Raw genomic sequence first — 23,367 nt, forward strand, 5'->3', positions numbered from 1 at the left:
CTGAAGCAATACCGGGGCATCTGAAGCAATACCGGGGCATTGCCACGCGTTACGACAAGACCGCCTGCAACTTCCTGGGGGCGATTCACTTGGCTGCCTCCATGGTGTGGCTGGCGTGAGAGGCTGTAACCCCAGAGCTTTGTCTGGCTCCGAATGATGACACGCCCTAATTTCCAATCGATCTTCGAACAGCTCGATCTGCGGGCCAGCGCCGGTAATGGTCATGTCCTGATGGATCAGCGCGTTGGCCACCAATTCCCGTACCGCGATGCCGGGAAACAAGGGGCGGTCTTCCCGCAGGGCTGCACCAATGTGCTCGTTTTTGGGGAGCAGGTTGTTCACGTAGTCGATCAACCCCTCGAACCCCACTGCATAGCCCCGCTGCCCGTCAAGCCGGTGGGTCACGGGGCTCGCTCGATTCTTGCCGCTGTACGCCACAAAGCGCACAGCTTTGCGTGCCAAGCTGGCCTCGAAGTCGTTCAAACGCACTGCGAACAGGATGGCGCCAAGATGGGTAATGTTCCAGCGCTCGCCCACGTCGCGGACGATCAGGCGGTCTGCCTCCAACTTGTCGAAGATGCCTGCCCGGTTGTCAGGTAACGGCTGCCCCGTCAGGCGGAAATACTGGCTGTAGTCGAGCAGGCTCAGCACCTCGTCGCCGCTGGCGTACTGACGGGCAATGCCCTGCTCCCATCGATAGGGTCGCAGCCGCTCAATCAGTTGTTGGTAGCGTTCGGGGTAGTCTGTAAGCCGAGGCGTTGCACTGCTGATGCGAATGTAAGGCACGGCGTTGAATGCTACCGGTGCGCCTGTAGCTGCCGGAATTTCCAGTAGCACGACGCGGCCTTGCGGATGCGCGACAGTCCGAAAGTTGAAGGCAATGCTGGGTTGCAAACTGTTGGCTAGCCACAAAGATAGAGCTTGGTTGCCCACCTTCTTGGCGTCGGGGTTGAAGTCGGTGCCGATGATGGCGTGGCTCTCGTCATCCACACCCCACACCATGTAAGCCAAGTCTCGTCCTTCGATGCGCGCCGAATTGGCAAGGGCCGAGCAGCGTTTGCCGATCATCTCAGGGTCGGTGTTGTTGCTCTTGAACTCCAGCCATGGCGTCTCGGCCGATTCGGCACGTAATTGGTCGATGAGGGCGCTGTCGCGAGCAGAGTTCATGGTGAGGAGTCGAAGGCGGCTTCGTTGGTAAAACGACCTTCATTTTCACCGGATGCAAGCGGACGGAAATAGCTATGGTCTGCCGGGACTTTCTGCATTCCTGCCGCAGTCGTCGTCAAACCCGCCCCAAAAGCCCAAGCCCGAGCCACCCGGTGGGTTGCCGCGCTTGCCGTAAGCTCGCGGCATGCAACAAAGAACCCTTGGACCTTTCTCCGTCTCGGCCATCGGCCTGGGCTGCATGAATCTCTCGCATGCCTACGGCGCGCCGGTGTCTGCCGAGCAGGGCGAGCGTGTGCTGCTGGCCGCACTCGACGCGGGTGTGACGCTGTTCGACACCGCCACGCTGTACGGCTTTGGCGCCAACGAAACGCTGGTGGGGCGCGTGATGAAGCACCACCGCAGCCGCTTCACCCTGGCCAGCAAATGTGGCATGCAGGGGGTGGACGTGAACGGCGATGGCAAGCTGGTGCGCGTGATCGATGGCCGCCCCGCCACGCTGCGACAGACCTGCGAAGACAGCCTGCGCCGCCTGCAGACCGATGTGATCGACCTGTATTACCTGCACCGCTGGGACAAGAACGTGCCCATTGAAGACAGCGTGGGCGCGCTGGCCGACCTGGTGCGTGCGGGCAAGATCCGCAGCCTGGGCCTGTCGGAGGTGTCGGCCGCCACGCTGCGGCGCGCACACGCCGTGCACCCCATCGCGGCGGTGCAGACTGAGTATTCGCTGTGGACGCGCAACCCCGAGATTGCGGTGCTGGACGCCTGCCGCGCGCTGGGCGCGGCCTTTGTGGCCTTCAGCCCCGTGGCGCGCGGATTTTTGTGCGGGGACTTGCGCGATGTGAGCACCCTGGACGCCAAGGACATCCGCCGCGCCATGCCGCGTTTTGCACCCGAGGCCTATGCCGCCAACCTGCAGCTGCTGGACGGCTATTTGCAGGTAGCGCGCGATGTGGGCTGCACGCCTGCGCAGCTGGCGCTGGCCTGGCTGCTGCACCGGGGCGAACACATCATCCCCATCCCGGGCACGACGAGCGCGGATCACCTGCACGATGACCTGGGCGCTGTGGATGTGACGCTGGACGCCGCGACGATGCAGCGCCTGGACGGGCTCATCAACCAGCACACGGTGGTGGGCGCACGCTACAACGCACAGAGCGCGAGCGAGGTGGACACCGAGGCTTTTGCGGGCTGAGTGCCAACGTGCCCGAGGCTAGCTCAGAACGACACGCACAAAAAAAAGCCGGTGGCCTTTGCAGGCGACCGGCTTGAACAGGGTAGTTGCTTCTAGCGCTTCGTCATCATCATCTTGAGAGCTGTCCATTGCGCAGGGGCAGCCCCGCGCAGCGGTTCGTGGCGTGGTTACTTGGCAACCACGCGCACCATTTCCAGGCACTTGTTCGAGTAGCCCCATTCGTTGTCGTACCAGCTCACGATCTTGACGAAGGTGCCGTCCAGCGCGATGCCAGCGTCGGCGTCAAAGATCGAGGTGCGGGTGTCGCCACGGAAGTCGGTGGCCACCACCTTGTCCTCGGTGTAGCCCAGCACGCCCTTCAGGGCGCCTTCGGATTGGGCCTTCATTTCGGCCTTGATTTCATCGTACGTGGCGGCCTTGTCCAGCTCCACCGTCAGGTCCACCACCGACACGTCGGAGGTGGGCACGCGGAAGGACATGCCGGTCAGCTTCTTGTTCAGCGCAGGAATCACCACGCCCACGGCCTTGGCAGCGCCAGTGCTCGAAGGAATGATGTTTTCCAGAATGCCACGGCCGCCGCGCCAGTCCTTGTTGCTCGGGCCGTCCACGGTCTTCTGCGTGGCAGTCGCTGCGTGCACCGTGGTCATCAGGCCGCGCTTGATGCCCCACTTGTCGTTCAGCACCTTGGCCACGGGGGCCAGGCAGTTGGTGGTGCACGATGCGTTGGAGATGATGGCCTGGCCCGCGTAGGTGTCGTGGTTCACGCCGAACACGAACATGGGGGTGTCGTCCTTGGAGGGGGCCGACAGCACGACCTTCTTGGCGCCTGCGTCGATGTGCTTCTGTGCCGTGACCTTGTCCAGGAACAGGCCGGTGGATTCGATCACGATGTCGGCGCCGACTTCGTTCCACTTCAGGTTGGCAGGGTCGCGCTCTTGCGTCAGGCGGATCTTCTTGCCGTTGACGATCAAGGTGTTGCCTTCCACGGCCACGGTGCCGTCGAAGCGGCCATGCACCGAGTCGTACTGCAGCATGTAGGCCAGGTAGTCGGGCTCCAGCAGGTCGTTGATGCCCACGACTTCGATGTCGCTGAAGTTCTGGATGGCCGAGCGCAGCACGTTGCGGCCGATGCGGCCGAAGCCGTTGATACCAATCTTGATCGTCATAGGGAGCCTCTTCAAAGTTGCAAAGTCGAAATCGGGAATCTGCCGCTGCGCGCCCGCTGGCGGCGGGGCACAGCGGGCAGGAGAAGTTTTAGCGGGCCTTCTTGGCGGGCTTCAGGCGTGCAGCGCCGATGGTGACCAGCACTGCGTCTGCCACGTTCTCTTCGGTGAAGCCGAAGTGTTTGAACAGCACGGGCGCAGGGGCCGATTCACCGTAGGTGTCGATGCCCACCACGGCAGCGCAGCCGTACTTCCACCAGCCGTCGGTCACGCCCATTTCCACCGCCACGCGCGGCACGCCGGCGGGCAGCACGCTGCTCTTGTACTTGGCGTCTTCGCGGTCGAAGGTGGTGGTGCTGGGCATGGAAACCACACGCACGCCAATCTTCTTGTCGGCCAGCAGGCGCTGGGCCTTCAGGGCCAGCTGCACTTCAGAGCCGGTGGCGATGATCACGGCCACGGGCTTCTTCTTGATGCCCACGTCCGCAGGCTCGCTCAGCACATAGGCGCCGCGCGAGATCTCGCCCAGGTCGCGCTTGGGCGCGTAAGGGAGGTTCTGGCGCGACAGGGCCAGCACGGTGGGCTTGGTGCGGTTGCTCAGGGCCACGCTCCAGGCCACGGCGGTTTCGGCCGTGTCGGCGGGGCGCCAGACATCGAGGTTGGGGATCAGGCGCAGGCTGGCCACATGCTCGATGGACTGGTGCGTGGGGCCGTCTTCGCCCAGGCCGATGGAGTCGTGCGTGAACACGTGGATCACGCGCTGCTTCATCAGCGCGGCCATGCGGATGGCGTTGCGGCTGTAGTCGCTGAACGTGAGGAAGGTGCCGCCGTAGGGGATGAAGCCACCGTGCAACGCCACGCCGTTCATGATGGCGGCCATGCCGAATTCGCGCACACCGTAGTTGATGTGGCGGCCACCGACCTTGTCGCCATTCGCGGCTTCGGTCTTGACCACGTTGCCCTGCATGTCAAAGCGCAGGTTGGGCGTGCTCTTGGTGTTGGTGAGGTTGGAGCCGGTCAGGTCGGCGCTGCCGCCCAGCAGTTCGGGCAGCGCGGCGGTGAAGGCTTCCAGCGCCAGCTGGCTGGCCTTGCGGCTGGCCACGGTTTCGCCCTTGGTATGGGCGGCCACCACGGTGTCCACGGCCACCTGGGCAAAGTTGGCGGGCAGGTCGCCGTTCATGCGGCGGGTGAGTTCGGCGGCCAGCTCGGGGAATGCCTTGCTGTAGGCGGCAAAGCGGTCGTTCCAGGCGGCTTCGGCGCTTTGGCCGTTGGCCTTGCCGTCCCAGCTGGCGTACACGTCTTCGGGGATCACGAAGGGCTCGCTGGCCCAGCCCAGGGCTTCGCGGGTCAGCGCGATTTCTTCGGCGCCCAGGGGTTCGCCGTGGGCCTTGGCGGTGTTGGCGCGGTTGGGGCTGCCCTTGCCGATGTGCGTCTTGCACACGATGAGGGTGGGGCGCTCGGTCTGCTTCTTGGCTTCGGCGATGGCGGCGGCCACCTTGTCGGCGTCATGGCCGTCGATGGGGCCGATCACGTTCCAGCCGCTGGCGACAAAACGCAGGGGGGTGTTGTCGGCAAACCAGGGAGCGACCTGGCCGTCGATGCTGATGCCGTTGTCGTCGTACAGGGCGATCAGCTTGTTGAGCTTCCAGGCGCCGGCCAGGGACACGGCTTCGTGGCTGATGCCTTCCATCAGGCAGCCATCGCCCAGGAAGGCGTAGGTGTGGTGGTCCACCACGGCGTGGTCAACATCGCCAACCTTGCGGTTGAACTCGGCGGCCAGCAGCTTCTCGGCCAGCGCAAAGCCCACGGCGTTGGTGATGCCCTGGCCCAGCGGGCCGGTGGTCGTCTCGACGCCAGCGGTGTAGCCCACTTCGGGGTGGCCGGGCGTCTTGCTGTGCAGCTGGCGGAAGTTCTTCAGCTCGCCGATGGGCAGGTCGTAGCCCGTGAGGTGCAGCAGCGCGTACAGCAGCATGGAGCCGTGGCCGTTGGACAGCACGAAACGGTCGCGGTCAAACCACTGGGGGTTGGTGGGGTTGTGCTTGAGGTGGCGGCTCCACAGCGCCACGGCCATGTCGGCCATGCCCATGGGGGCGCCGGGGTGGCCCGAATTGGCTTGTTGAACGGCGTCCATGGCCAATGCGCGGATTGCATTTGCCATCTGTTGGGATTGCTGGGTGTTGGCCATGGGGGGGAGGGTTCAGGGTGGGTGAGTCGGGGGAAACCCGGCATTTTACCGGGGCCGCTTTCGCCCGCCTGAATTGGCATGGCAACGCCCCGGGGCACAGCGGCAATGCACTACAGTGCGGGCCATGCAAGGACTGCACCTCACCGCCGATCTCCAGGGCTGCCGCTGTGCCAGTGCCTGGCTGCTGGACGCCACCGCCCTGGGGGGCGCCTGCACAGACGCCGTGCGTGCCGCCGGGCTGCAGGCCGTGGGGCAGTTGTTTTATGAATTTCCGGCCACTGCGCGCGGCCCTGGCGGGGTGACAGCTACTGTTTTGCTAGCAGAGTCGCACCTGTGTGTGCACACCTGGCCCGAGCAGCGCGCCGTCACTCTGGATGTGTATGTGTGCAATTTTGGCGCCGACCATTCGGCCAAGGCGCATGCGCTGATGGACGCGCTGCTGGCCCTGTTCCAGCCCACCACCGCAGATCGCCACGCGCTGCAACGGGGCGTGGTGAGCGAGGTGGCCGCATGAGTGTCTCCCCCCACCAGGTTCCTGCCCTGCTGCTGGCCGCTGGCCGGGGCGAGCGCATGCGCCCCCTGACCGACACCACCCCCAAGCCCCTGCTGCAGGTGCAGGGCCAGCCGCTGCTGCAGTGGCACCTGCAGGCTTTGCTGGATGCGGGTGTCCGGCGCGCGGTGATCAACACCGCCTGGCTGGGCCACCAGATCAGCGAGTATTTTTCAGATGCTTTTGGCCGTTACCGCGCGACTGGTATGTCTGAGCAGCTATCAATTTCATACTCGCACGAAGGGGTGGACTTTGGTGGTGCGCTGGAAACCGCTGGCGGCATCGCACGTGCGCTGCCCCAACTGGGGGCCGTGTTCTGGCTGGCGGCAGGTGATGTGTTTGCCCCCGACTTCGTGTTCGACAGCGCCGCCGTGGCGGCCTTCGAGGCCAGCCCCCACCTGGCCCACCTGTGGCTGGTGCCCAATCCGGCGCACAACCCGCGTGGCGACTTTGGCTTGTCGGCAGACGGGCTGGCGCTGAACCTGCCCGTCGATGACCGCGCGCCACGCTACACCTACAGCACCATCGCCCTGTTGCGCGCCGAGCTGTTTGCGGCGCCCTGGTGCGACATTCCGCCGGGCAACCCCGGCGGCATCAAAGCCCCGCTCGCGCCGCTGCTGCGCCGTGCGATGGACAATGGCCGCGTCAGCGCGCAGCTCTACACCGGCCGCTGGACCGATGTGGGCACGCCCGAGCGGCTGGCCGAACTCAACTTCCTTGCTTGCGACCCCCTCCCATGACCACCACCGTGCCTGCTTCCGTCTACGCCCAGCGCCGCGCGCACCTGGCTGCCCAGCTGGGCCCAGGGGGCATCGCCATCATCCCCACAGCGCCCGAGCGCCCGCGCAACCGCGATACGGATTTTCTGTACCGCCACGACAGCTACTTCTATTACCTGACCGGATTCACTGAGCCCGGCGCCTGCCTGGTGCTGGCCGAAGGCGGCCGCAGCACGCTGTTCTGCCAGCCCAAGGACCTGGAACGCGAGATCTGGGATGGCTACCGCCTGGGCCCCGCCGCCGCGCCTGCCGCCCTGGGCGTGGACGCCGCACATTCGATGGCCGAGATGGACAGCAAGCTGCCGCGCCTGCTCGAAAACACGGCCTGCGTCTGGTACCCGTTTGCGACCCACAGCGGCCTGGCCGCACGCGTGGAGGGTTGGCTCAACGTGGTGCGCGGTCGTGTGCGCTACGGCGCCGTTTGCCCCGCCGAGCAGAACGACCTGTGCACGCTGCTCGACGAGATGCGCCTGTTCAAGGACGCGTACGAGCAGGACATCATGCGCCGCGCCAGCGCCATCAGCGCGCAGGCCCACATCCGCGCCATGCAGCGCGCCGCCCGCATGCTGCGCGCCGGAGAGGATGTGCGCGAGTACCACCTCGAAGCCGAACTGCTGCACGAGTTCCGCCAGCACGGATCGCAGTACCCCGCCTACAACTCCATCGTGGCCGCCGGGGCCAACGCCTGCGTGCTGCACTACCGCGCCGATGCCGCGCCGGTGCGCGACGGCGAGCTGGTGCTGATCGACGCAGGCTGCGAACTGCATGGCTACGCCAGCGACATCACGCGCACCTTCCCGGCCAATGGCAAGTTCACCGGCCCGCAGCGTGCGCTGTACGACCTGGTGCTGGCCAGCCAGGATGCGGCTGTGGCGGCCACCAAGGCCGGTGCCCGCTTCAACGACCCGCACGACGCCACCGTGGCCGTGCTGGCGCAGGGCATGCTGGACCTGGGCCTGCTCGACAAGAACAAGGTGGGCACCGCGCAGGACGTGATCGACCAGCGCGCCTACTTCCAGTTCTACATGCACCGCACCGGCCACTGGCTGGGCATGGATGTGCACGACTGCGGCAGCTACGTGGAGCCCGGCGAGGTGGGCCAGACCAGCGAACGCAAGGACCCACTTTCGGGCGAAACCATCACCAACCGGCCCAGCCGCATCCTGCGGCCCGGCATGGTGCTGACCATCGAGCCCGGCATCTACGTGCGCCCTGCCGAGGGTGTGCCCGAGCAGTTCCACCACATCGGCATCCGCATCGAGGACGATGCCATCGTGACCGACACCGGGTGCGAGCTGATCACGCGCGGCGTGCCAGTCAAGGCCGACGAGATCGAGGCCCTGATGCGATGAACGGGGCGCAAGGGGTGCTGGTCCGCTCGCCTGGGTGGCGCCTGGGCGTGCTGCTGTGGCTGCTGGGCCTGCCCGGTGTGGTGGCCGTGGTCTGGACGCTGCTGCCGCCCCTGCAGGCCAATGCGGCCCTGCTGCCCTTGCCCCTGTGGGCGGTGCTGCTGCTCAGCGGGCTGCAGACGGCCGTGCTGCTGGCGCTGGCCGTGGCCATCGGCGTGTGGCTGGCGCCCCGCGTGGGGCTGCAGGCGCCGGTGCTGTCCGCGTGGCTGGGGGGCGGGCCGGTGGGCCCTGCGCTGCGCGCGGTGGTGGCACCCGGCGTGCTCGGCGGCGTGGCAGGCGCCGCGTGGCTGTGGGCGCTGGCCCAGGTGGCGCCGCAGGCGCTGCAGCCGTCCGACCCTGCCAGCGCGGTGCCACTGGTGGTCAAGCTGCTCTATGGTGGCATCACCGAGGAACTGCTGGTGCGCTGGGGGGTGATGACCCTGCTGCTGTGGCTGGGCTGGCGCGTGGTGCAGCGTGGGCAGGGCCTGCCCGGCAAGGCCCTGGTGGCGGTGGCGGTGGTGCTCAGCGCCCTGTTGTTTGCGGTGGGGCACCTGCCAGCCGCCCAGGCCATGGCCGGGGTGCTGACGCCGCCGGTGGTTCTGTTTGTGCTGGTTGGCAACACCGCGTTTGGCCTGCTGGCCGGTGCGCTGTATGCCCGCCGTGGGCTGGAGGCGGCCATCGTCGCGCATGTGCTGGCGCACCTGTTGTCGCATCCCCTGCTGTGACGGGTGCTGCGGGTAACCCGCATGTAACCGCTTCGTGTGAGAATTGAAACTCGATTACATCCCCAACGACCGAGAGAAAGAGACATGTCCATGCCTACCCGCCGCGCCACCAAGATTGTTGCCACCCTGGGCCCCGCATCGAGCGACCCGGCGCTGCTGGAGGCCATGATCCGAGCGGGCGTGAACGTGGTGCGGCTGAACTTCAGCCACGGCAAGGCGCAGGACCACATCGACCGCGCCGCCACCGTGCGTGCCGCAGCCCAGCGCGCGGGCCGCGAGGTGGCCATCATGGCCGACTTGCAGGGCCCCAAGATTCGCGTGGGCAAGTTTGCCGAGGGCAAGGTGATGCTCGAATCCGGCGCCCAATTTGTGCTGGATGCCTCGCGCACCGAGCTGGGCGACATCGAAGGCGTGGGCCTCGATTACAAGGAGCTGCCACGCGACGTGAAGGCGGGCGATGTGCTGCTGCTCAATGATGGCCTGATCGTGCTCACGGTGGATGCCGTGCGTGGCGAGGCCGTGCACACCACCGTCAAGGTGGGTGGCGAGCTGTCCAACAACAAGGGCATCAACAAGAAGGGCGGCGGCCTCACGGCACCGGCCCTCACGGCCAAGGACATGGAAGACATCCGCACGGCCATGAGCTTCCAGGCCGACTATGTGGCGGTGAGCTTTCCCAAGAACGCGACCGACATGGAAATGGCGCGCCAGCTGTGCAATGTGGCCGCGTCGGAGTACCGCCACAAGCCCGGCCTGATCGCCAAGATCGAACGCGCCGAAGCCATCCCGCACCTCGAAGCCATCCTGCGCGTGAGCGACGGCATCATGGTGGCGCGCGGCGACCTGGCCGTGGAGGTGGGCAACGCCGCCGTGCCCGCGCTGCAAAAGAAGATGATCCGCATGGCGCGCGACATGGACAAGGTGGTCATCACCGCCACGCAGATGATGGAAAGCATGATCACCAACCCCGTGCCCACGCGTGCCGAGGTGAGTGACGTGGCCAACGCCGTGCTAGACGGCACAGACGCCGTGATGCTGAGCGCCGAGACGGCCGCCGGCCGCTACCCGCTCGAAACTGTGGAGGAAATGGCCACCATCTGCGCCGCCGCCGAGGCGGCCGAAGACCACCAGCTCGATGCCGATTTCACCGGCCAGACCTTTGGCCGCATCGACCAGTCCATCGCCATGGGCGCGCTGTTCACGGCCCACCACCTGGGCGCCAAGGCCATCGTGGCCATGACCGACAGCGGCGCCACGGCGCTGTGGATGAGCCGCCACAGCATCCGCATCCCCATCTATGCCCTCACCCCCAAGGTGGCGACGCAGCGCAAGATGGCCATGTACCGCAACGTGCGCCCCCTGCTCATGGACACCAGCGCCGACCGCGACACTGCACTGGAGCAGGCAGAGCGCCACCTCAAGAACCGCAACATCGTGCAAAAGGGCGATGTGTACGCGATCACCTGCGGCGAACCCATGGGTGCGCCGGGCGGCACCAACATGCTGAAGATCTGCGTGGCGAGCTGACTGGCCAGGTTCTGAGTCGTTAGCTGGCCGCGTGCGGCGGGTCGTTGGCAAGTGACAACGCCGCCAGGCGTGGGCGCAGGGCCGACGCGGCCAGGTCGCACAGCCAGCCCACCGTCCAGCACAGCCAGCCGGTCCACAGCGTGTGGCTCATGAAATGTGCGCCCCGCACCTGCTGGGCACCACCCAGCGCCAAGCCCGCGAGCACGGCCCCCGCCAGCCACCAGCGTGCGGCAATGGGGGCTTTGTGGCGCAGCGCGAAGTAGCCCCCGACAAAGGCAAACCCTGCCGAGGCGTGGCCCGCCGGAAAACACCGCCCGCCGCCACCGTCGATCACCCCCAGCGCCCAGTGGGATGCATAGCGCGCCACGCCGCCGAATTCCGCCAGGTCCCAGGGGCAGCTGGTGGTGCTCAGGTTCTTGCCCACGCTCACGGCCGCCAGCGCCAGCAGGGCGCTCAGGGCCATCTGCAGGCGCTCGCCTGCATCCAGCCGCCGCAGCACGCCCTGGGGCCACCACACCCCCAGCGCCAGCAGCAGCACCAGCAGCCACCCCAGGCGGCGCCCGCCTTCATGGAGCACCTGCACAAAGAACCAGTGGTCCCGCAGGGGGAAGCCAGCGCCCGAGCCAAACAGGCCGGCCAGCGGGATGTCCTGCCCGCCCAGGTCCCAGGCCACCACGGCGGCCAGGAGGCAGAGGGTCCACAGGAACAGGGTGCGGTGGCGGTGGGCAGAGCGGTGGGACGGGGGCTGCGTGGTCATCATCCCCGGGACCATAGGGCCAGCCACTTAACACCGTCTTAATGGCCCCCGGTGCGCTGCACCCGGTGACAATGGCGCCATGCGAATACTCGTTGTCGAAGACGATGCGGGCATTGCCACGGGCCTGCGCACCAACCTCCAGCAGCGTGGCTATGCGGTGGATGTGTGCGATGGCGTGGCCAGCGCCTGGGGGGCATTGCGCGCAGAGCGTTTTGATGCCGTGCTGCTGGACCTGGGGCTGCCCGATGGGGACGGAGCGGAGCTGCTGCGGCGGCTGCGCCTGAGCCCGGCTGCGGGCGCGTCGGCTGCAGCGGTCCTGCCCGATCCCTCCACCCCGGTGCTCATCGTCACGGCCCGCGACCAGGTGCACCAGCGCATTGCCGGGCTGGACGGGGGCGCCGACGATTACCTGGCCAAACCTTTTGACATGGACGAGCTGGATGCGCGCTTGCGCGCCCTGCTGCGCCGGGCTGCTGGCCGTGCGTCGCCCACCATCCGCCATGGCGACATCGAGATGGATCCTGCGGCGCGCACCGTGCACCAGGGCGGCAGGTTGGTGGAGATGTCACCCCGGGAGTTTTCGGTGCTGCTGGTACTGCTCGAGGCGCGGGGGCGGGTGCTGTCGCGCCAGCAGATCGAGGAGCGCCTGTACAGCTGGGATGCGGCCATCGAGAGCAATGCGGTGGAGGTCCATATCCACCACCTGCGGCGCAAGCTGGGCAGCGCCAGCATCCAGACCATGCGCGGCGTGGGCTATTTCATGCCCCAGGAGGCGGCCGCATGAGCGCTGCCGCACCGCCCAGCGCCGGTGTGCGCAGGCCGTCGCTGACCCGCCAGCTGCTGCTGTGGTCGCTGGGTGCACTGGTGCTGGTGTGGGGCAGCTTTGTGTTCATGGGCTACCAGACGGGCGTGCACGAGGCGGACGAGCTGACCGACGGCCACCTGGCCAGCGTGTCTGCCCTGCTGCTGAACCTGCGCGCCCACGAGGTGGGCGAGGCGCCGCAGGTCACACCGCGTGTGGCCACGCCCTGGCTCAAGTCGCACGACTACCAGCAATCGCTCAGCGTGGTGCAGTGGGATGCACAGGGGCGGCTGTTGCACCACAGCGGCTCGGCCCCCATGCCCGCCTTCAGCGCTGCCGAGGGGTTTGCCAACATGGCGCTGGGGGCGGAAGGGGTGGTGTGGCGCAGTTTTTCGCAATGGGATGCGGCGCGCGAGCGCAAGGTCATGGTGCTGCTGGAGCTGCGCGAGCGGGACGAGCTGGCCCAGGACATTGCCGAGCAGATGATCGAGCCCGGCCTGTGGCTGCTGCCCGTGGTGTCCCTGGCCCTGGGGCTGGCACTGTGGCGCGGCTTGCGGCCGCTGTATGCGCTGTCGGCCGACGTGGCGGCGCTGGACCCCGCCAGCGCCCAGCGGCTGGCCTCGCGCCATGCCTGGAGCGAGTTCGAGTCGGTGGTAGCGTCGATCAACACGTTGTTGGACCGCCAGCAAGTCGCCATGGTCCGCGAGCGCCGCCTGGCCAATGAGGTGGCCCACGAGCTGCGCACGCCGCTGTCCTCCATCGCCCTGCAGGCCTGTGCCCTGGCGGGGGAGTTGACGGAAGAAGCCAGGGCCCAGGCGTTGGCGCGCATCGGCCAGGACGCCCTGCGCGCAGGCCATGTGCTCAATCAGTTGCTGGCCCTGGCCCGTGCGAGCCGGGCGGAGCTGCATGAAGCCAAGGCGCCCGTGGATCTGAGCGCTCTGGCGCGGTCGGTGTGCGCCGACTATGCCCAGGCGGCGTGGAAGCGGGGCAACGACCTGGCCTTGTCCGCCCCGCCCGTGCTCACCGTGCCCGGCCATGCGGTGCTGCTGGACATTGCGGTGCGCAACTTGGTGGAAAACGCGCTCAAGCACACGCCCGAGGGCACGCAGATTGCGGTCCAGTTGGGCGCCCCCGATACTGGCGGCGCTTGGCTGCAGGTGTGTGACGACGGGGCACGCCAGCGAGCGGGAAGTGCGGCTGACCGCACGGCGGCGGTGCCGGTGGATAGCCTGCACCTGGGACACGAAATCCTGCGGCGGGTGGCCGACATCCACGGCGGAGCATTCGGTCCGGCATCCGCCCCTTCGCCCTTTACCACCTGTTTCCGGTTGGATTTGCCCCCTTCGGTGGTCACGCCCCCCGGTTAAAATCACGGGTTACCAAGCGGTTACCACCGCCCAGCCCGGCTCACAGCGCCTTCCCCAACCCTCAACGGACCCCACGACCATGCCTCTCGTTTCGATGCGCGAACTGCTCGACCATGCCGCAGCCAACAGCTATGGCATCCCTGCCTTCAACGTCAACAACCTGGAGCAGGTCCAGGCCGTGATGGCCGCCGCTGACGAAGTGGGTGCTCCGGTCATCCTGCAGGCCAGCGCTGGTGCCCGCAAGTACGCGGGGGAGCCCTTCATCAAGCACCTGATCCAGGCAGCGGTCGAGGCCTTCCCCCACATCCCGCTGGTCATGCACCAGGACCACGGCACCTCGCCCAAGGTGTGTGCCGGAGCCATTGACCTGGGCTTTGGCTCGGTGATGATGGACGGTTCGCTGATGGAAGACGGCAAGACGCCCTCTTCCTTCGAATACAACGTGGAAGTGACCCGCAAGGTCGTGGACATGGCCCACAAGGTGGGCGTGACGGTGGAAGGTGAACTGGGCTGCCTGGGCAACCTGGAAACCGGCGAAGCCGGCGAGGAAGACGGCATCGGCGCCGACGTAAAGCTCGACCACAGCCAGATGCTGACCGACCCCGAAGAAGCGGCCGTGTTCGTCAAGGCTACCCAGCTTGACGCGCTGGCGATCGCCATCGGCACCAGCCACGGCGCCTACAAGTTCAGCCGCAAGCCCACGGGCGACATCCTGGCCATCAGCCGCGTGAAGGAAATCCACAAGCGCATTCCCAACACCCATCTGGTGATGCACGGCTCTTCGTCGGTGCCTGCCGAGCTGCTGGCCATCATCAACCAGTACGGCGGCAAGATGAAGGAAACCTACGGCGTGCCCGTCGAAGAGATCCAGGAAGCCATCAAGCACGGCGTGCGCAAGATCAACATCGACACCGACATCCGCCTGGCCATGACCGGTGCGGTGCGCAAGTTCCTGGCCGAGAACCCCGACAAGTTCGACGCGCGCGAGTGGCTCAAGCCCGCGCGCGAAGCCGCTAAACAGGTCTGCAAGGCCCGCTACCTGGAGTTCGGCTGCGAAGGCCAGGGCGCCAAGATCAAGGGCCACAGCCTGCAGGTGGTGGCCGCCCAGTACGCCTCGGGGGCGCTGGCCCAAGTGGTGAACTGATTCCCCTGGCACAGGCCCTCGCGGGGCCCTGCACAGCCTGGCTGCGTTTTGCTGCCAGGCTTTTTTTTGCCTGAACGGGACGTGGCTGGAGAGTTCCCTCTACATCAGACAAAGGCGACAGCGATAAGAATTTCTTCATGTAAGCTCGCGGTCAGCTTTTCCGGCCGGGGCGGTGTGCGGTGTCTGATACCAAGGCGTGCACCGCAAATACCCCACCGGTCTTGCTCTACCCGAACGGAATGGGGTGGCATTGGATGGGATGATGGAAGGCGAATCCGCATGAACCTTTTTCTATGACTCTGATGATTTCGAAGTTCCGGTATCTGTTGCCCTGTGCCCTGGCTGTCCTGGTGGCTGGATGTGCGCCGTTGACTGTTCCGCCCAAGGCGGAATACCCCGTGGGCCGTGCGCGCCTTGTGCTGCCGCCGGGGGCCTGGCAAGACCTGGGCTCTACCGACGAAGCCCGTGCCACGCTGCAAACCCGGGCCGTGGGCCTGAGCGGCGCGCAGGGGGAATGGCTCGCTGTGCTGCGTGTGCAGACCAACCGCACCGGCGATCTGGCCGGGTTTCCGATCGGGCCCGGTGACTGCCCGCTCCAGCAGAATGTGACGGTGGTGGATGCTGCGGCTGGCAGCCCAGTGCGTGCAGACTGCCTGCGCCTCAAGAACTGGGGCAGCAGCGCCCAGTGGCTGGAGAAGAACCGCCCCGACCTGGCCCAATGGCTGGGCGGCCGCCAGATTGTGCTGAAGCAGCCGTATGCGTACCTGAGCTACCGCTACGCCACCCCCACCGGTGCCTGGGTGGTGGTGGATGCGCTGGTGGACCAGCGGCTGCTGAGCACCCGGCCCCGCAACAACGAAGAGTTCCTGGTGGCGGGGCGGCCCGCCCTGCAGTGGGGCCAGGACCTGGCCCAGGCCGCACGCCTGAGCGTCAGCATGATGGACGGCTACCTGGCCGTGCCGCCGTTCCCGTTTGCCGAAGCCGCATCCAAAAAATAAGCGGCGCAAACAGACAGCCGAAAAATAAGACAACAAGACAACACAAGAGAGGGAGATTCACCATGGGCGTGATCCTGCAAATCCTGGGGCTCATCATCACCTTCACGATGGCGATGGAGGCCCTGCGCCGTTTTGGCATTGATGTGGGCTGGCTGAACCCGCTGGCCTTTTTCCGCCGCCGCGCCTGGGCCAAGAAAGTTGAAACGCCGCCCTTGTACGCGCTGGAGCACCCGGTGGACGTGGTGGCGGTGATGGCGTTGGCCATGGTGCAGGCGACCGGCGCCGTGACCGTGGAACAGAAAGAAGGCGTGCTGGCCCTGCTGCGCCAGCACCTGGGCCTGGGGGACGCCGATGCGAACAACCTCTGGGTGGCCAGCTCCCACATGCTGCGCAACCGCGCGCTGGCGCCCACTGAGGTGCCTGCTGTACTGGAGCGCAGCATCGAAAAGTTCACCGATTACCACGTGCAGACCCTGCGCTCCGTGATGCAGGGTGCGGCGCAGATCGTGCCCCCGGCCAGCGCTGCGCAGCAGCAGCTCCTGGAGGCCGTGGACGCCTGCTTTGCCAAGAAGCAGGCCGCTGCGCGCCCCTGGGCGGGCTGACGCTGCGGCAGGCGCACCGGCCTCTGGCACACAACGATTTCATAACTTCGAGGAGACCTCCCATGCAGACCAGCCCCGTCCCGCAGCCGCAGCGCATAGGCATCCCCAGGGAAACCTTCCCTGGCGAAAAGCGTGTGGCCACCGTGCCCGATGTGGTCGAAAAGCTGGTCAAGCTGGGCTTCACGGTGGCCGTGGAGTCAGGGGCCGGGGAGGCCGCCAACTTCAGCGATGACGCCTACCGCGCTGCGGGAGCTGAGGTGGTGGACGGTGCTGCCGCACTGTGGGCCGGGTCGGACATCGTCTTCAAGGTGCGCCCACCCAGCAGCGACGAAGTGGCGCTGATGCGCGAGGGCTCCACCCTCATCGACTTCATCTGGCCCGCGCAGAACCCCGAACTGATGCAGCAGCTCGCGGCCCGCAAGGCCACGGTGCTGGCCATCGACTGCCTGCCGCGCACGCTCTCGCGCGCCCAGAAGATGGACGCGCTCACTTCCACCGCAGGCGTCAGCGGTTACCGCGCCGTCATCGAGGCGGCCAACGCCTTTGGCCGGTTCTTCAACGGCCAGATCACGGCCGCAGGCAAGGTGCCCCCGGCCAAGGTGTTCATCGCAGGCGCTGGCGTGGCGGGCCTGGCGGCCATCGGTACCGCAGCCAACCTGGGCGCCATCGTGCGGGCCAACGACACGCGCGCTGAGGTGGCCGACCAGGTCAAGTCGCTGGGTGGCGAGTTCGTCAAGGTGGACTACGAAGAGGAAGGCTCGGGCGGCGGCGGCTATGCCAAGGTCATGAGCGAAGGCTTCCAGGCTGCGCAGCGCAAGATGTATGCGGAGCAGGCCAAGGACGCGGACATCATCATCACCACCGCACTGATCCCCGGCAAACCCGCCCCCAAGCTCATCACCGCTGAAATGGTGCAGAGCATGAAGCCCGGCAGCGTGATCGTGGACATGGCCGCCGAGCAGGGCGGCAACTGCGAACTGACCGTGCCCGGCGAGGCCGTGGTGCGCCACGGCGTGACCATTGTGGGCTACACCGACCTGGCTTCGCGCCTGGCCAAGCAGTCGTCCACGCTGTATGCCACCAACCTGCTGCGCCTGACGGAGGAGCTGTGCAAGGCCAAGGACGGCGTGGCCGTGGTCAACATGGAGGACGATGCGATCCGTGGCCTCACCGTGGTCAAGGACGGCGCCATCACCTGGCCCGCCCCACCGCTCAAGCAGGCACCCGCCCCTGCGCCCAAGGCTGCTGCGGCGCCTGTGGAGCAGAAGAAGGGGGGGCATGGCCATGGCAGCAGCGCGCCGCTGCCCGCCAAGACATTGGCGATCCTTTTTGCCGTAGCCGCCGTGGCTTTCTGGTTCATCGGCGCTTATGCGCCTGCCGCGTTCCTCGGCCACTTCACGGTGTTCGTGCTGGCTTGCTTCATCGGCTACATGGTGGTGTGGAACGTGACGCCTGCGCTGCACACGCCGCTGATGAGTGTGACCAACGCCATCTCCAGCATCATCGCCATCGGTGCGCTGGTGCAGATCGCACCGCCCGAAGCGGGTGTGAATGGGCGGCCTGACGGGCTCATCCTCTGGCTGGCCTTTGCAGGCACCGTGCTCACGGCCATCAACATGTTCGGCGGCTTTGCGGTCACGCGCCGCATGCTGGCCATGTTCCGCAAATAACTCCACCACAACAAGAACACAAGGAGCACAGAACATGTCCCAAAGTCTCGCCACCGTTGCCTACCTGGGCGCGGCCATTTTGTTCATCCTGAGCCTGGGCGGGCTTTCCAACCCCGAAACCTCGCGCCGGGGCAACCTGTTCGGCATGGTCGGCATGGCGCTGGCCGTGCTGGCCACCGTGTTTGGCCCGCGTGTCAGCGCCTCCGGCATGGCCTGGATCGTGGGCGCGCTGGTGATTGGCGGCGGCATTGGCCTGTATGCGGCCAAGGTCGTCAAGATGACCCAGATGCCCGAGCTGGTCGCACTCATGCACAGCCTGGTGGGCCTGGCCGCCTGCCTGGTGGGGTTTGCGAGTTACGTCGATACCTCGATCCAGCTGCAAGGGGCCGAAAAGATCATCCACGAGGTGGAGATCTACGTCGGCATCCTGATCGGCGCGGTCACGTTCAGCGGCTCGCTGATCGCCTTTGGCAAGCTCAACGGCAAGATCGGCGGCAAGCCGCTGCTGCTGCCCGGCCGCCACTGGATGAATCTGGCCGCGCTGCTGATCGTGATCTGGTTCGGCCGTGAGTTTTTGCGCGCCGAAACGGTGGAGCAGGGAATGCTGCCGCTCACGGTGATGACGGTGATTGCGCTGCTGTTCGGCATCCACATGGTGATGGCCATCGGCGGCGCCGACATGCCGGTGGTGGTGTCCATGCTCAACAGCTATTCGGGCTGGGCGGCGGCGGCCACGGGCTTCATGCTCAGCAACGACCTGCTTATCGTGACCGGTGCGCTGGTGGGCTCTTCGGGCGCCATCCTGTCCTACATCATGTGCAACGCGATGAACCGCAACTTCATCAGCGTGATTGCCGGAGGGTTTGGCTCCGGCGGTGGCGCCCCCGCCAAGAAGGGCGATGCTGCCGAGCCGCAGGGCGAGGTGGTGCCGGTGGCGGCCACGGAAACGGCCGAGCTGCTGCGCGATGCCAAGAGCGTGATCATCGTCCCCGGCTACGGCATGGCCGTGGCCCAGGCGCAGCACACGGTCAACGAGATCGTGAAGACCCTGCGCGAGAAGGGCACGAACGTGCGGTTTGCGATCCACCCGGTGGCAGGTCGCATGCCCGGCCACATGAACGTGCTGCTGGCCGAGGCCAAGGTGCCCTACGACATCGTGATGGAGATGGACGAGATCAACGAAGACTTCCCCGAAGCCGACGTGGCCATGGTCATCGGCGCCAACGACATCGTGAACCCCGCCGCGCAGGACGACCCCACCAGCCCGATTGCCGGCATGCCGGTGCTCGAAGTGTGGAAGGCCAAGACCTCGATCGTGATGAAGCGCTCCATGGCCTCGGGGTATGCGGGGGTGGACAACCCTCTGTTCTACAAGGACAACAACCGCATGCTCTTCGGCGATGCCAAGAAAATGCTCGACGAAGTGCTCGCCGCGCTCAAGGGCTGACGGGCATAATTCACCAGTGGAAAAAAGCACGACCGTGCTGAAAATGGCGGCACGGTCCAATCACCGCCACTAAAAACTTACCAGGAGACAAAACACATGACCGACCGCCCATGGCTGGCCGCCTATCCGCAAGGGGTTCCCGCCGACATCGACACCTCGCAGTACACCTCCCTTGTCGCCCTCATGGACGAGGCGTTCAAGAAGTACGCCGACCGTGTGGCCTACAGCTTCATGGGCAAGGAGGTCACCTACGGCCAGACCGACTCGCTCTCCAGCGCGTTTGCGGCCTACCTGCAGAGCCTGGGCCTGGTCAAGGGCGACCGCGTGGCCATCATGATGCCCAACGTGCCGCAGTACCCCGTTGCCGTGGCCGCCGTGCTGCGCGCAGGGTTTGTGGTGGTCAACGTGAACCCGCTGTACACCCCGCGCGAGCTGGAGCACCAGCTCAAGGACTCGGGCGCCAAGGCGATCGTCATCATCGAGAACTTCGCCGCTACGCTGGAGCAGTGCATTGCGCACACGCCCGTCAAGCATGTGGTGCTGTGCGCCATGGGCGACCAGCTGGGCCTGCTCAAGGGCGCGCTGGTCAACTACGTGGTGCGCAACGTCAAGAAGATGGTGCCCGCCTACAACCTGCCGGGGGCCGTGCGCTTCAACCAGGCCGTGGCCCAGGGCACGCGCAGCACGCTCAAGAAGCCCGACATCAAGCCCGACGACATCGCGCTGCTGCAGTACACCGGCGGCACCACGGGCGTGAGCAAGGGTGCGGTGCTGCTGCACCGCAACATCCTCGCCAACGTGCTGCAGTCCGAGGCCTGGAATTCGCCCGTGATGAGCAAGGTGCCCGCAGGCGAGCAGCCCACGGCCGTGTGCGCGCTGCCGCTGTACCACATCTTCGCGTTCACCGTGAACATGATGCTGAGCATGCGCACAGGCGGCAAGACCATCCTGATCCCCAACCCGCGCGACCTGCCTGCGGTGCTCAAGGAACTGTCCAAGCACACCTTCCACAGCTTCCCGGCCGTGAACACGCTGTTCAACGGCCTGGCCAACCACCCCGACTTCAACACCGTCAACTGGAAGAACCTCAAGGTTTCGGTGGGCGGTGGCATGGCCGTGCAGGGCGCCGTGGCCAAGCTCTGGCTGGAGAAGACCGGCTGCCCCATCTGCGAAGGCTACGGCCTGTCGGAAACCAGCCCCTCGACCAGCTGCAACCCCGTGACGGCCACCGAGTACACCGGCACCATCGGTGTGCCGATCCCGGGCACCTACATGAAGCTCATCGACGATGAGGGCCGCGAGATCACCACGCTGGGCGAGCCGGGCGAGATCGCCATCAAGGGCCCGCAGGTGATGGCGGGCTACTGGCAGCGCCCCGACGAAACCGCCAAGGTCATGACCGACGACGGCTACTTCAAGTCCGGCGACATCGGCATCATGGATGCGCGCGGCTTCTTCAAGATCGTGGACCGCAAGAAGGACATGGTGCTGGTCAGCGGCTTCAACGTGTACCCGAACGAGGTCGAGGAAGTCGTCGCCAGCTGCCCCGGCGTGCTCGAATGCGCCGTGGTGGGCGTGCCCGACGAAAAGACCGGCGAGGCCGTGAAGCTCGTCATCGTGAAGAAGGACCCGGCGCTCACCGAAGCCCAGGTCAAGGAGTTCTGCCGCCGCGAACTCACGGGCTACAAGCAGCCCAAGGTGATCGAGTTCCGCACCGAGCTGCCCAAGACCCCCGTGGGCAAGATCCTGCGCCGCGAGCTGCGCGACAAGAAGTAACCCCGGGCGTGGCGGCGCGCGGGCTTTTGCGCGCCACAATCCACAGGCGGCTTCGGCCGCCTTTTTTCATGGCCGCACCGCAAGGGGCGGCGCCCGTGCGCTGCTTCCCCACCCCGTCGATCCGAAGGTTTTTTGTATGAGTACCGCCATCCTGAGTGCACTGACCGAAGAGCAAAGCTCCCTGGTCGAGCACCTTGCCCACCCGCAGCGCGTGATGCACGCAGGCCGCGCCTTTTGGCGGGGCGAGCTGCACGACCGGCCGGTGGTGCTGGCGCTGTCGGGCATTGGCAAGGTGGCGGCCGCCACCACGGCCACGGCGCTGATCGAGCATTTTGGTGTGGCCCGCATCGTGTTCACCGGGGTGGCCGGGGGCGTGGGCGACGGCGTGAACGTGGGCGACGTGGTGGTGGCGCAGGACTACATCCAGCACGACATGGACGCTTCGCCCCTGTTCCCGCGCTGGGAGCTGCCGGGCTATGCGCGCAGCCGCCTGCCCTGTGACCCGGTCTTGACTGCTCTGCTTTTGGAAGCGGCTAAGGCATGTGTAGCGGGCGGTAGCGGCCCATTTGGCTTGAAAAAATCGCCCGATCAGGCGCCCCACCGCGTGCACCACGGCCTGGTGGCCAGCGGCGACCGCTTTGTCTCCACCGCCACTGAATCCACCCAGCTGCGCGCCGCGCTGCGGGGCGCCGGGCACGATGTGCTGGCCGTGGAGATGGAAGGCGCCGCCGTGGCCCAGGTCTGCCAGGACTACGGCCTGCCCTTCGCCGCCGTGCGCACCATCTCCGACCGCGCCGACGACACCGCCCACGGCGACTTCGCCCTGTTCGTGCAGACCGTGGCCAGCCGCTATGCCGAGCACATGGTGCAGACGCTGCTTCAAAAGCTATAAATTTGATAGCTTAAAAGGCAATGTGGACGCGCGCAAAGGCCGATTTTTGCTCAAATTTTCAGCAAAAATTAGCCTGTAGTGTCTGTCGTAGCAGCACCAAGCCAAGGGCGCGCCCCATCCCAGCGCCACCGAGGAACCGGCTTTGCCGGGCCTCAGGTGGCGTCCCCCCTCGGGGGGGAAGGCGCGCAGCGCCACAGGGGGGCTACTTCAACCAGCCGCGCTTGCGGAAGTACCACATGGGCCCCAGCGCACTGGCCAGCATCAGCCCCAGCGCATACGGGTAGCCCAGCGACCAGTCCAGCTCGGGCATGAACTTGAAGTTCATGCCGTACACACTCGCAATCAGCGTGGGCGGCAGCAAGGCGACGCTGGCCACCGAGAAGATCTTGATGATCTTGTTCTGGTTGATGTTGATGAAACCAACCGTGGCGTCCATCAAGAAGTTGATCTTGTCGAACAAAAACGCCGTGTGGTTGTCCAGCGACTCGATGTCGCGCAGGATCTGGCGGGCCTCTTCGAACTGCTCAGCGTTGAGCATCTTGGAGCGCATCATGAAGCTCACCGCGCGGCGCGTGTCCATCACGTTGCGGCGGATGCGGCCGTTCAAGTCTTCCTGGCGTGCGATGGCGGCCAGCACTTCGCCCGCGCGGGCGTCGGTCACGTCGCCGGCCAGCACCTGGGTGCTGACCTTTTCCAGCTCGTCATAGATGCCTTCGAGCGTGTCGGCCGAATACTCGGCGTCGGCGTCGAACAGTTTGAGCAGCACTTCCTTGGCGTCTTCGATGAGGCCCGGCGCGCGGCGCGCGCGCATGCGCAGCAGGCGGAACACGGGCACGTCTTCATCGTGGATGGAGAACAGCACGCCCCGGCTCTTGAGGTTGGTGTTGTGCTGGTTCAGGATGAAGGCCACGCGCACCGAGCGCGGGTCTTCGTCGTCGTCGATCAGAAAGTCGCTGCGGATGTGCAGCTCGCCGTTGTCTTCTTCGTAGAAGCGGGCGGATTCCTCGATGTCCTCGTCCATCGCATCCTCGGGGATGGACAGGCCGTAGTGCTGCTTGATCCAGCGTTTTTCTTCGAGCGTGGGGGCTTCCAGGTCCACCCAGATCGGCTGGAACTTGGTCAGCTCTTCCAGGGACTCTATTTCTTCCTGGAACAGCCGGCCATTGGCGAGCGTAAAGATGTTGAGCATGGGCTCACTCCCTTGTGTGTGGCAACTGCGGTGTGGGGGTCTGG

20 protein-coding genes and 1 pseudogene are annotated in these 23,367 nt (G+C 66.1%); 16 read left to right on the plus strand and 5 right to left on the minus strand.

From position 1 onward, the window contains the following. A partial coding sequence (locus A1D30_RS26060; protein ID WP_199865999.1) for a transposase occupies positions 1-119 on the plus strand: 119 nt, incomplete at its 5' end. Between the two features lie 649 nt (positions 120-768). Here the strand turns inward: A1D30_RS26060 and A1D30_RS26660 are convergent. Continuing rightward, positions 769-1,167: pseudogene (locus tag A1D30_RS26660) on the minus strand (ATP-binding protein); the annotation flags it as partial. Between the two features lie 184 nt (positions 1,168-1,351). Here A1D30_RS26660 and A1D30_RS15815 point away from each other — a divergent pair. Next, positions 1,352-2,362 carry an aldo/keto reductase gene (locus A1D30_RS15815; RefSeq protein ID WP_063461694.1) on the plus strand — a complete coding sequence of 337 codons (1,011 nt, stop codon included), beginning with the start codon at positions 1,352-1,354 and terminating at the stop codon, positions 2,360-2,362. Between the two features lie 167 nt (positions 2,363-2,529). Here A1D30_RS15815 and gap read toward each other — a convergent pair whose 3' ends face one another. Together gap and tkt are read right to left on the minus strand one after the other, a co-directional pair. Then, the gene (gene gap, locus A1D30_RS15820) at positions 2,530-3,528 is read right to left on the minus strand and encodes a type I glyceraldehyde-3-phosphate dehydrogenase (RefSeq protein WP_063461695.1); all 999 of its coding nucleotides are present in this window, start codon (positions 3,526-3,528) and stop codon (positions 2,530-2,532) included. Between the two features lie 88 nt (positions 3,529-3,616). Next, on the minus strand, positions 3,617-5,710 hold the full coding sequence (tkt, locus tag A1D30_RS15825) for a transketolase (protein ID WP_063461696.1): 2,094 nt from the start codon (positions 5,708-5,710) through the stop codon (positions 3,617-3,619). Positions 5,711-5,834: 124 nt separating this feature from the next. Between tkt and A1D30_RS15830 the strand changes: the two genes are divergently transcribed. From A1D30_RS15830 to pyk, 5 genes are all read left to right on the plus strand, one after another. After that, the gene (locus tag A1D30_RS15830; RefSeq protein WP_063461697.1) at positions 5,835-6,224 is read left to right on the plus strand and encodes an S-adenosylmethionine decarboxylase; all 390 of its coding nucleotides are present in this window, start codon (positions 5,835-5,837) and stop codon (positions 6,222-6,224) included. Beyond that, complete coding sequence (locus A1D30_RS15835) at positions 6,221-7,000, plus strand: nucleotidyltransferase family protein (RefSeq protein WP_063461698.1); 780 nt, start codon at positions 6,221-6,223, stop codon at positions 6,998-7,000. Before A1D30_RS15830 ends, A1D30_RS15835 begins: the two co-directional genes overlap by 4 nt. Next, the gene (locus A1D30_RS15840; protein WP_063461699.1) at positions 6,997-8,391 is read left to right on the plus strand and encodes an aminopeptidase P N-terminal domain-containing protein; all 1,395 of its coding nucleotides are present in this window, start codon (positions 6,997-6,999) and stop codon (positions 8,389-8,391) included. The genes A1D30_RS15835 and A1D30_RS15840 overlap by 4 nt, the downstream gene beginning before the upstream one ends. Beyond that, complete coding sequence (locus A1D30_RS15845) at positions 8,388-9,152, plus strand: CPBP family intramembrane glutamic endopeptidase (RefSeq protein WP_063461700.1); 765 nt, start codon at positions 8,388-8,390, stop codon at positions 9,150-9,152. Before A1D30_RS15840 ends, A1D30_RS15845 begins: the two co-directional genes overlap by 4 nt. A 90-nt stretch (positions 9,153-9,242) precedes the next feature. Then, positions 9,243-10,679 carry a pyruvate kinase gene (pyk, locus tag A1D30_RS15850; RefSeq protein ID WP_063461751.1) on the plus strand — a complete coding sequence of 479 codons (1,437 nt, stop codon included), beginning with the start codon at positions 9,243-9,245 and terminating at the stop codon, positions 10,677-10,679. Positions 10,680-10,698: 19 nt separating this feature from the next. On the opposite strand, the gene A1D30_RS15855 is transcribed toward pyk, so the two are convergent. Next, on the minus strand, positions 10,699-11,436 hold the full coding sequence (locus A1D30_RS15855; protein ID WP_242421919.1) for a phosphatase PAP2 family protein: 738 nt from the start codon (positions 11,434-11,436) through the stop codon (positions 10,699-10,701). Between the two features lie 79 nt (positions 11,437-11,515). Between A1D30_RS15855 and A1D30_RS15860 the strand changes: the two genes are divergently transcribed. From A1D30_RS15860 to A1D30_RS15900, 9 genes are all read left to right on the plus strand, one after another. After that, positions 11,516-12,220, plus strand: a complete 705-nt coding sequence (locus tag A1D30_RS15860; RefSeq protein ID WP_063461702.1) for a response regulator transcription factor — start codon at positions 11,516-11,518, stop codon at positions 12,218-12,220. Then, positions 12,217-13,605, plus strand: coding sequence for a histidine kinase dimerization/phospho-acceptor domain-containing protein (locus tag A1D30_RS15865; protein WP_063461703.1), 1,389 nt, complete (start codon positions 12,217-12,219; stop codon positions 13,603-13,605). The genes A1D30_RS15860 and A1D30_RS15865 overlap by 4 nt, the downstream gene beginning before the upstream one ends. A gap of 79 nt (positions 13,606-13,684) precedes the next feature. After that, the gene (gene fba, locus A1D30_RS15870) at positions 13,685-14,749 is read left to right on the plus strand and encodes a class II fructose-bisphosphate aldolase (RefSeq protein WP_063461704.1); all 1,065 of its coding nucleotides are present in this window, start codon (positions 13,685-13,687) and stop codon (positions 14,747-14,749) included. Between the two features lie 293 nt (positions 14,750-15,042). Beyond that, entirely contained in the window at positions 15,043-15,747 is a 705-nt protein-coding gene (locus A1D30_RS15875) for a hypothetical protein (RefSeq protein WP_063461705.1), read from the plus strand. Positions 15,748-15,809: 62 nt separating this feature from the next. Then, positions 15,810-16,349: a hypothetical protein gene (locus A1D30_RS15880; protein WP_063461706.1), complete on the plus strand. Its 540-nt coding sequence runs from the start codon at positions 15,810-15,812 to the stop codon at positions 16,347-16,349. 62 nt (positions 16,350-16,411) lie between these two features. Then, complete coding sequence (locus A1D30_RS15885; RefSeq protein WP_063461707.1) at positions 16,412-18,019, plus strand: Re/Si-specific NAD(P)(+) transhydrogenase subunit alpha; 1,608 nt, start codon at positions 16,412-16,414, stop codon at positions 18,017-18,019. Positions 18,020-18,053: 34 nt separating this feature from the next. Further along, positions 18,054-19,466: a Re/Si-specific NAD(P)(+) transhydrogenase subunit beta gene (gene pntB / locus A1D30_RS15890; protein ID WP_063461708.1), complete on the plus strand. Its 1,413-nt coding sequence runs from the start codon at positions 18,054-18,056 to the stop codon at positions 19,464-19,466. Between the two features lie 96 nt (positions 19,467-19,562). After that, positions 19,563-21,242 carry a long-chain-fatty-acid--CoA ligase gene (locus A1D30_RS15895; protein WP_063461709.1) on the plus strand — a complete coding sequence of 560 codons (1,680 nt, stop codon included), beginning with the start codon at positions 19,563-19,565 and terminating at the stop codon, positions 21,240-21,242. A 136-nt stretch (positions 21,243-21,378) separates the two neighbouring features. Continuing rightward, positions 21,379-22,134: a 5'-methylthioadenosine/adenosylhomocysteine nucleosidase gene (locus tag A1D30_RS15900; RefSeq protein ID WP_063461710.1), complete on the plus strand. Its 756-nt coding sequence runs from the start codon at positions 21,379-21,381 to the stop codon at positions 22,132-22,134. A gap of 202 nt (positions 22,135-22,336) precedes the next feature. Here A1D30_RS15900 and corA read toward each other — a convergent pair whose 3' ends face one another. Next, a complete protein-coding gene (corA, locus tag A1D30_RS15905) occupies positions 22,337-23,323 on the minus strand; it encodes a magnesium/cobalt transporter CorA (RefSeq protein WP_063461711.1) in 987 nt (328 codons plus the stop codon). Positions 23,324-23,367: the final 44 nt, after the last annotated feature.

The sequence above is a fragment of the Acidovorax sp. GW101-3H11 genome (assembly GCF_001633105.1).
Classification (GTDB): domain Bacteria; phylum Pseudomonadota; class Gammaproteobacteria; order Burkholderiales; family Burkholderiaceae_C; genus Acidovorax.

Bases quoted from the DNA above. Each gene is read 5' to 3' on its own strand.
- A1D30_RS15875 (WP_063461705.1), top strand. From the start codon at position 15,043: ATGACTCTGATGATTTCGAAGTTCCGGTATCTGTTGCCCTGTGCCCTG.
- A1D30_RS15815 (WP_063461694.1), top strand. From the start codon at position 1,352: ATGCAACAAAGAACCCTTGGACCTTTCTCCGTCTCGGCCATCGGCCTG.
- A1D30_RS15880 (WP_063461706.1), top strand. From the start codon at position 15,810: ATGGGCGTGATCCTGCAAATCCTGGGGCTCATCATCACCTTCACGATG.
- tkt (WP_063461696.1), bottom strand. From the start codon at position 5,710: ATGGCCAACACCCAGCAATCCCAACAGATGGCAAATGCAATCCGCGCA.
- A1D30_RS15835 (WP_063461698.1), top strand. From the start codon at position 6,221: ATGAGTGTCTCCCCCCACCAGGTTCCTGCCCTGCTGCTGGCCGCTGGC.
- A1D30_RS15840 (WP_063461699.1), top strand. From the start codon at position 6,997: ATGACCACCACCGTGCCTGCTTCCGTCTACGCCCAGCGCCGCGCGCAC.
- A1D30_RS15885 (WP_063461707.1), top strand. From the start codon at position 16,412: ATGCAGACCAGCCCCGTCCCGCAGCCGCAGCGCATAGGCATCCCCAGG.
- A1D30_RS15865 (WP_063461703.1), top strand. From the start codon at position 12,217: ATGAGCGCTGCCGCACCGCCCAGCGCCGGTGTGCGCAGGCCGTCGCTG.
- gap (WP_063461695.1), bottom strand. From the start codon at position 3,528: ATGACGATCAAGATTGGTATCAACGGCTTCGGCCGCATCGGCCGCAAC.
- corA (WP_063461711.1), bottom strand. From the start codon at position 23,323: ATGCTCAACATCTTTACGCTCGCCAATGGCCGGCTGTTCCAGGAAGAA.
- A1D30_RS15895 (WP_063461709.1), top strand. From the start codon at position 19,563: ATGACCGACCGCCCATGGCTGGCCGCCTATCCGCAAGGGGTTCCCGCC.
- A1D30_RS15900 (WP_063461710.1), top strand. From the start codon at position 21,379: ATGAGTACCGCCATCCTGAGTGCACTGACCGAAGAGCAAAGCTCCCTG.
- A1D30_RS15855 (WP_242421919.1), bottom strand. From the start codon at position 11,436: ATGACCACGCAGCCCCCGTCCCACCGCTCTGCCCACCGCCACCGCACC.
- A1D30_RS15860 (WP_063461702.1), top strand. From the start codon at position 11,516: ATGCGAATACTCGTTGTCGAAGACGATGCGGGCATTGCCACGGGCCTG.
- pyk (WP_063461751.1), top strand. From the start codon at position 9,243: ATGCCTACCCGCCGCGCCACCAAGATTGTTGCCACCCTGGGCCCCGCA.
- pntB (WP_063461708.1), top strand. From the start codon at position 18,054: ATGTCCCAAAGTCTCGCCACCGTTGCCTACCTGGGCGCGGCCATTTTG.
- fba (WP_063461704.1), top strand. From the start codon at position 13,685: ATGCCTCTCGTTTCGATGCGCGAACTGCTCGACCATGCCGCAGCCAAC.
- A1D30_RS15845 (WP_063461700.1), top strand. From the start codon at position 8,388: ATGAACGGGGCGCAAGGGGTGCTGGTCCGCTCGCCTGGGTGGCGCCTG.
- A1D30_RS15830 (WP_063461697.1), top strand. From the start codon at position 5,835: ATGCAAGGACTGCACCTCACCGCCGATCTCCAGGGCTGCCGCTGTGCC.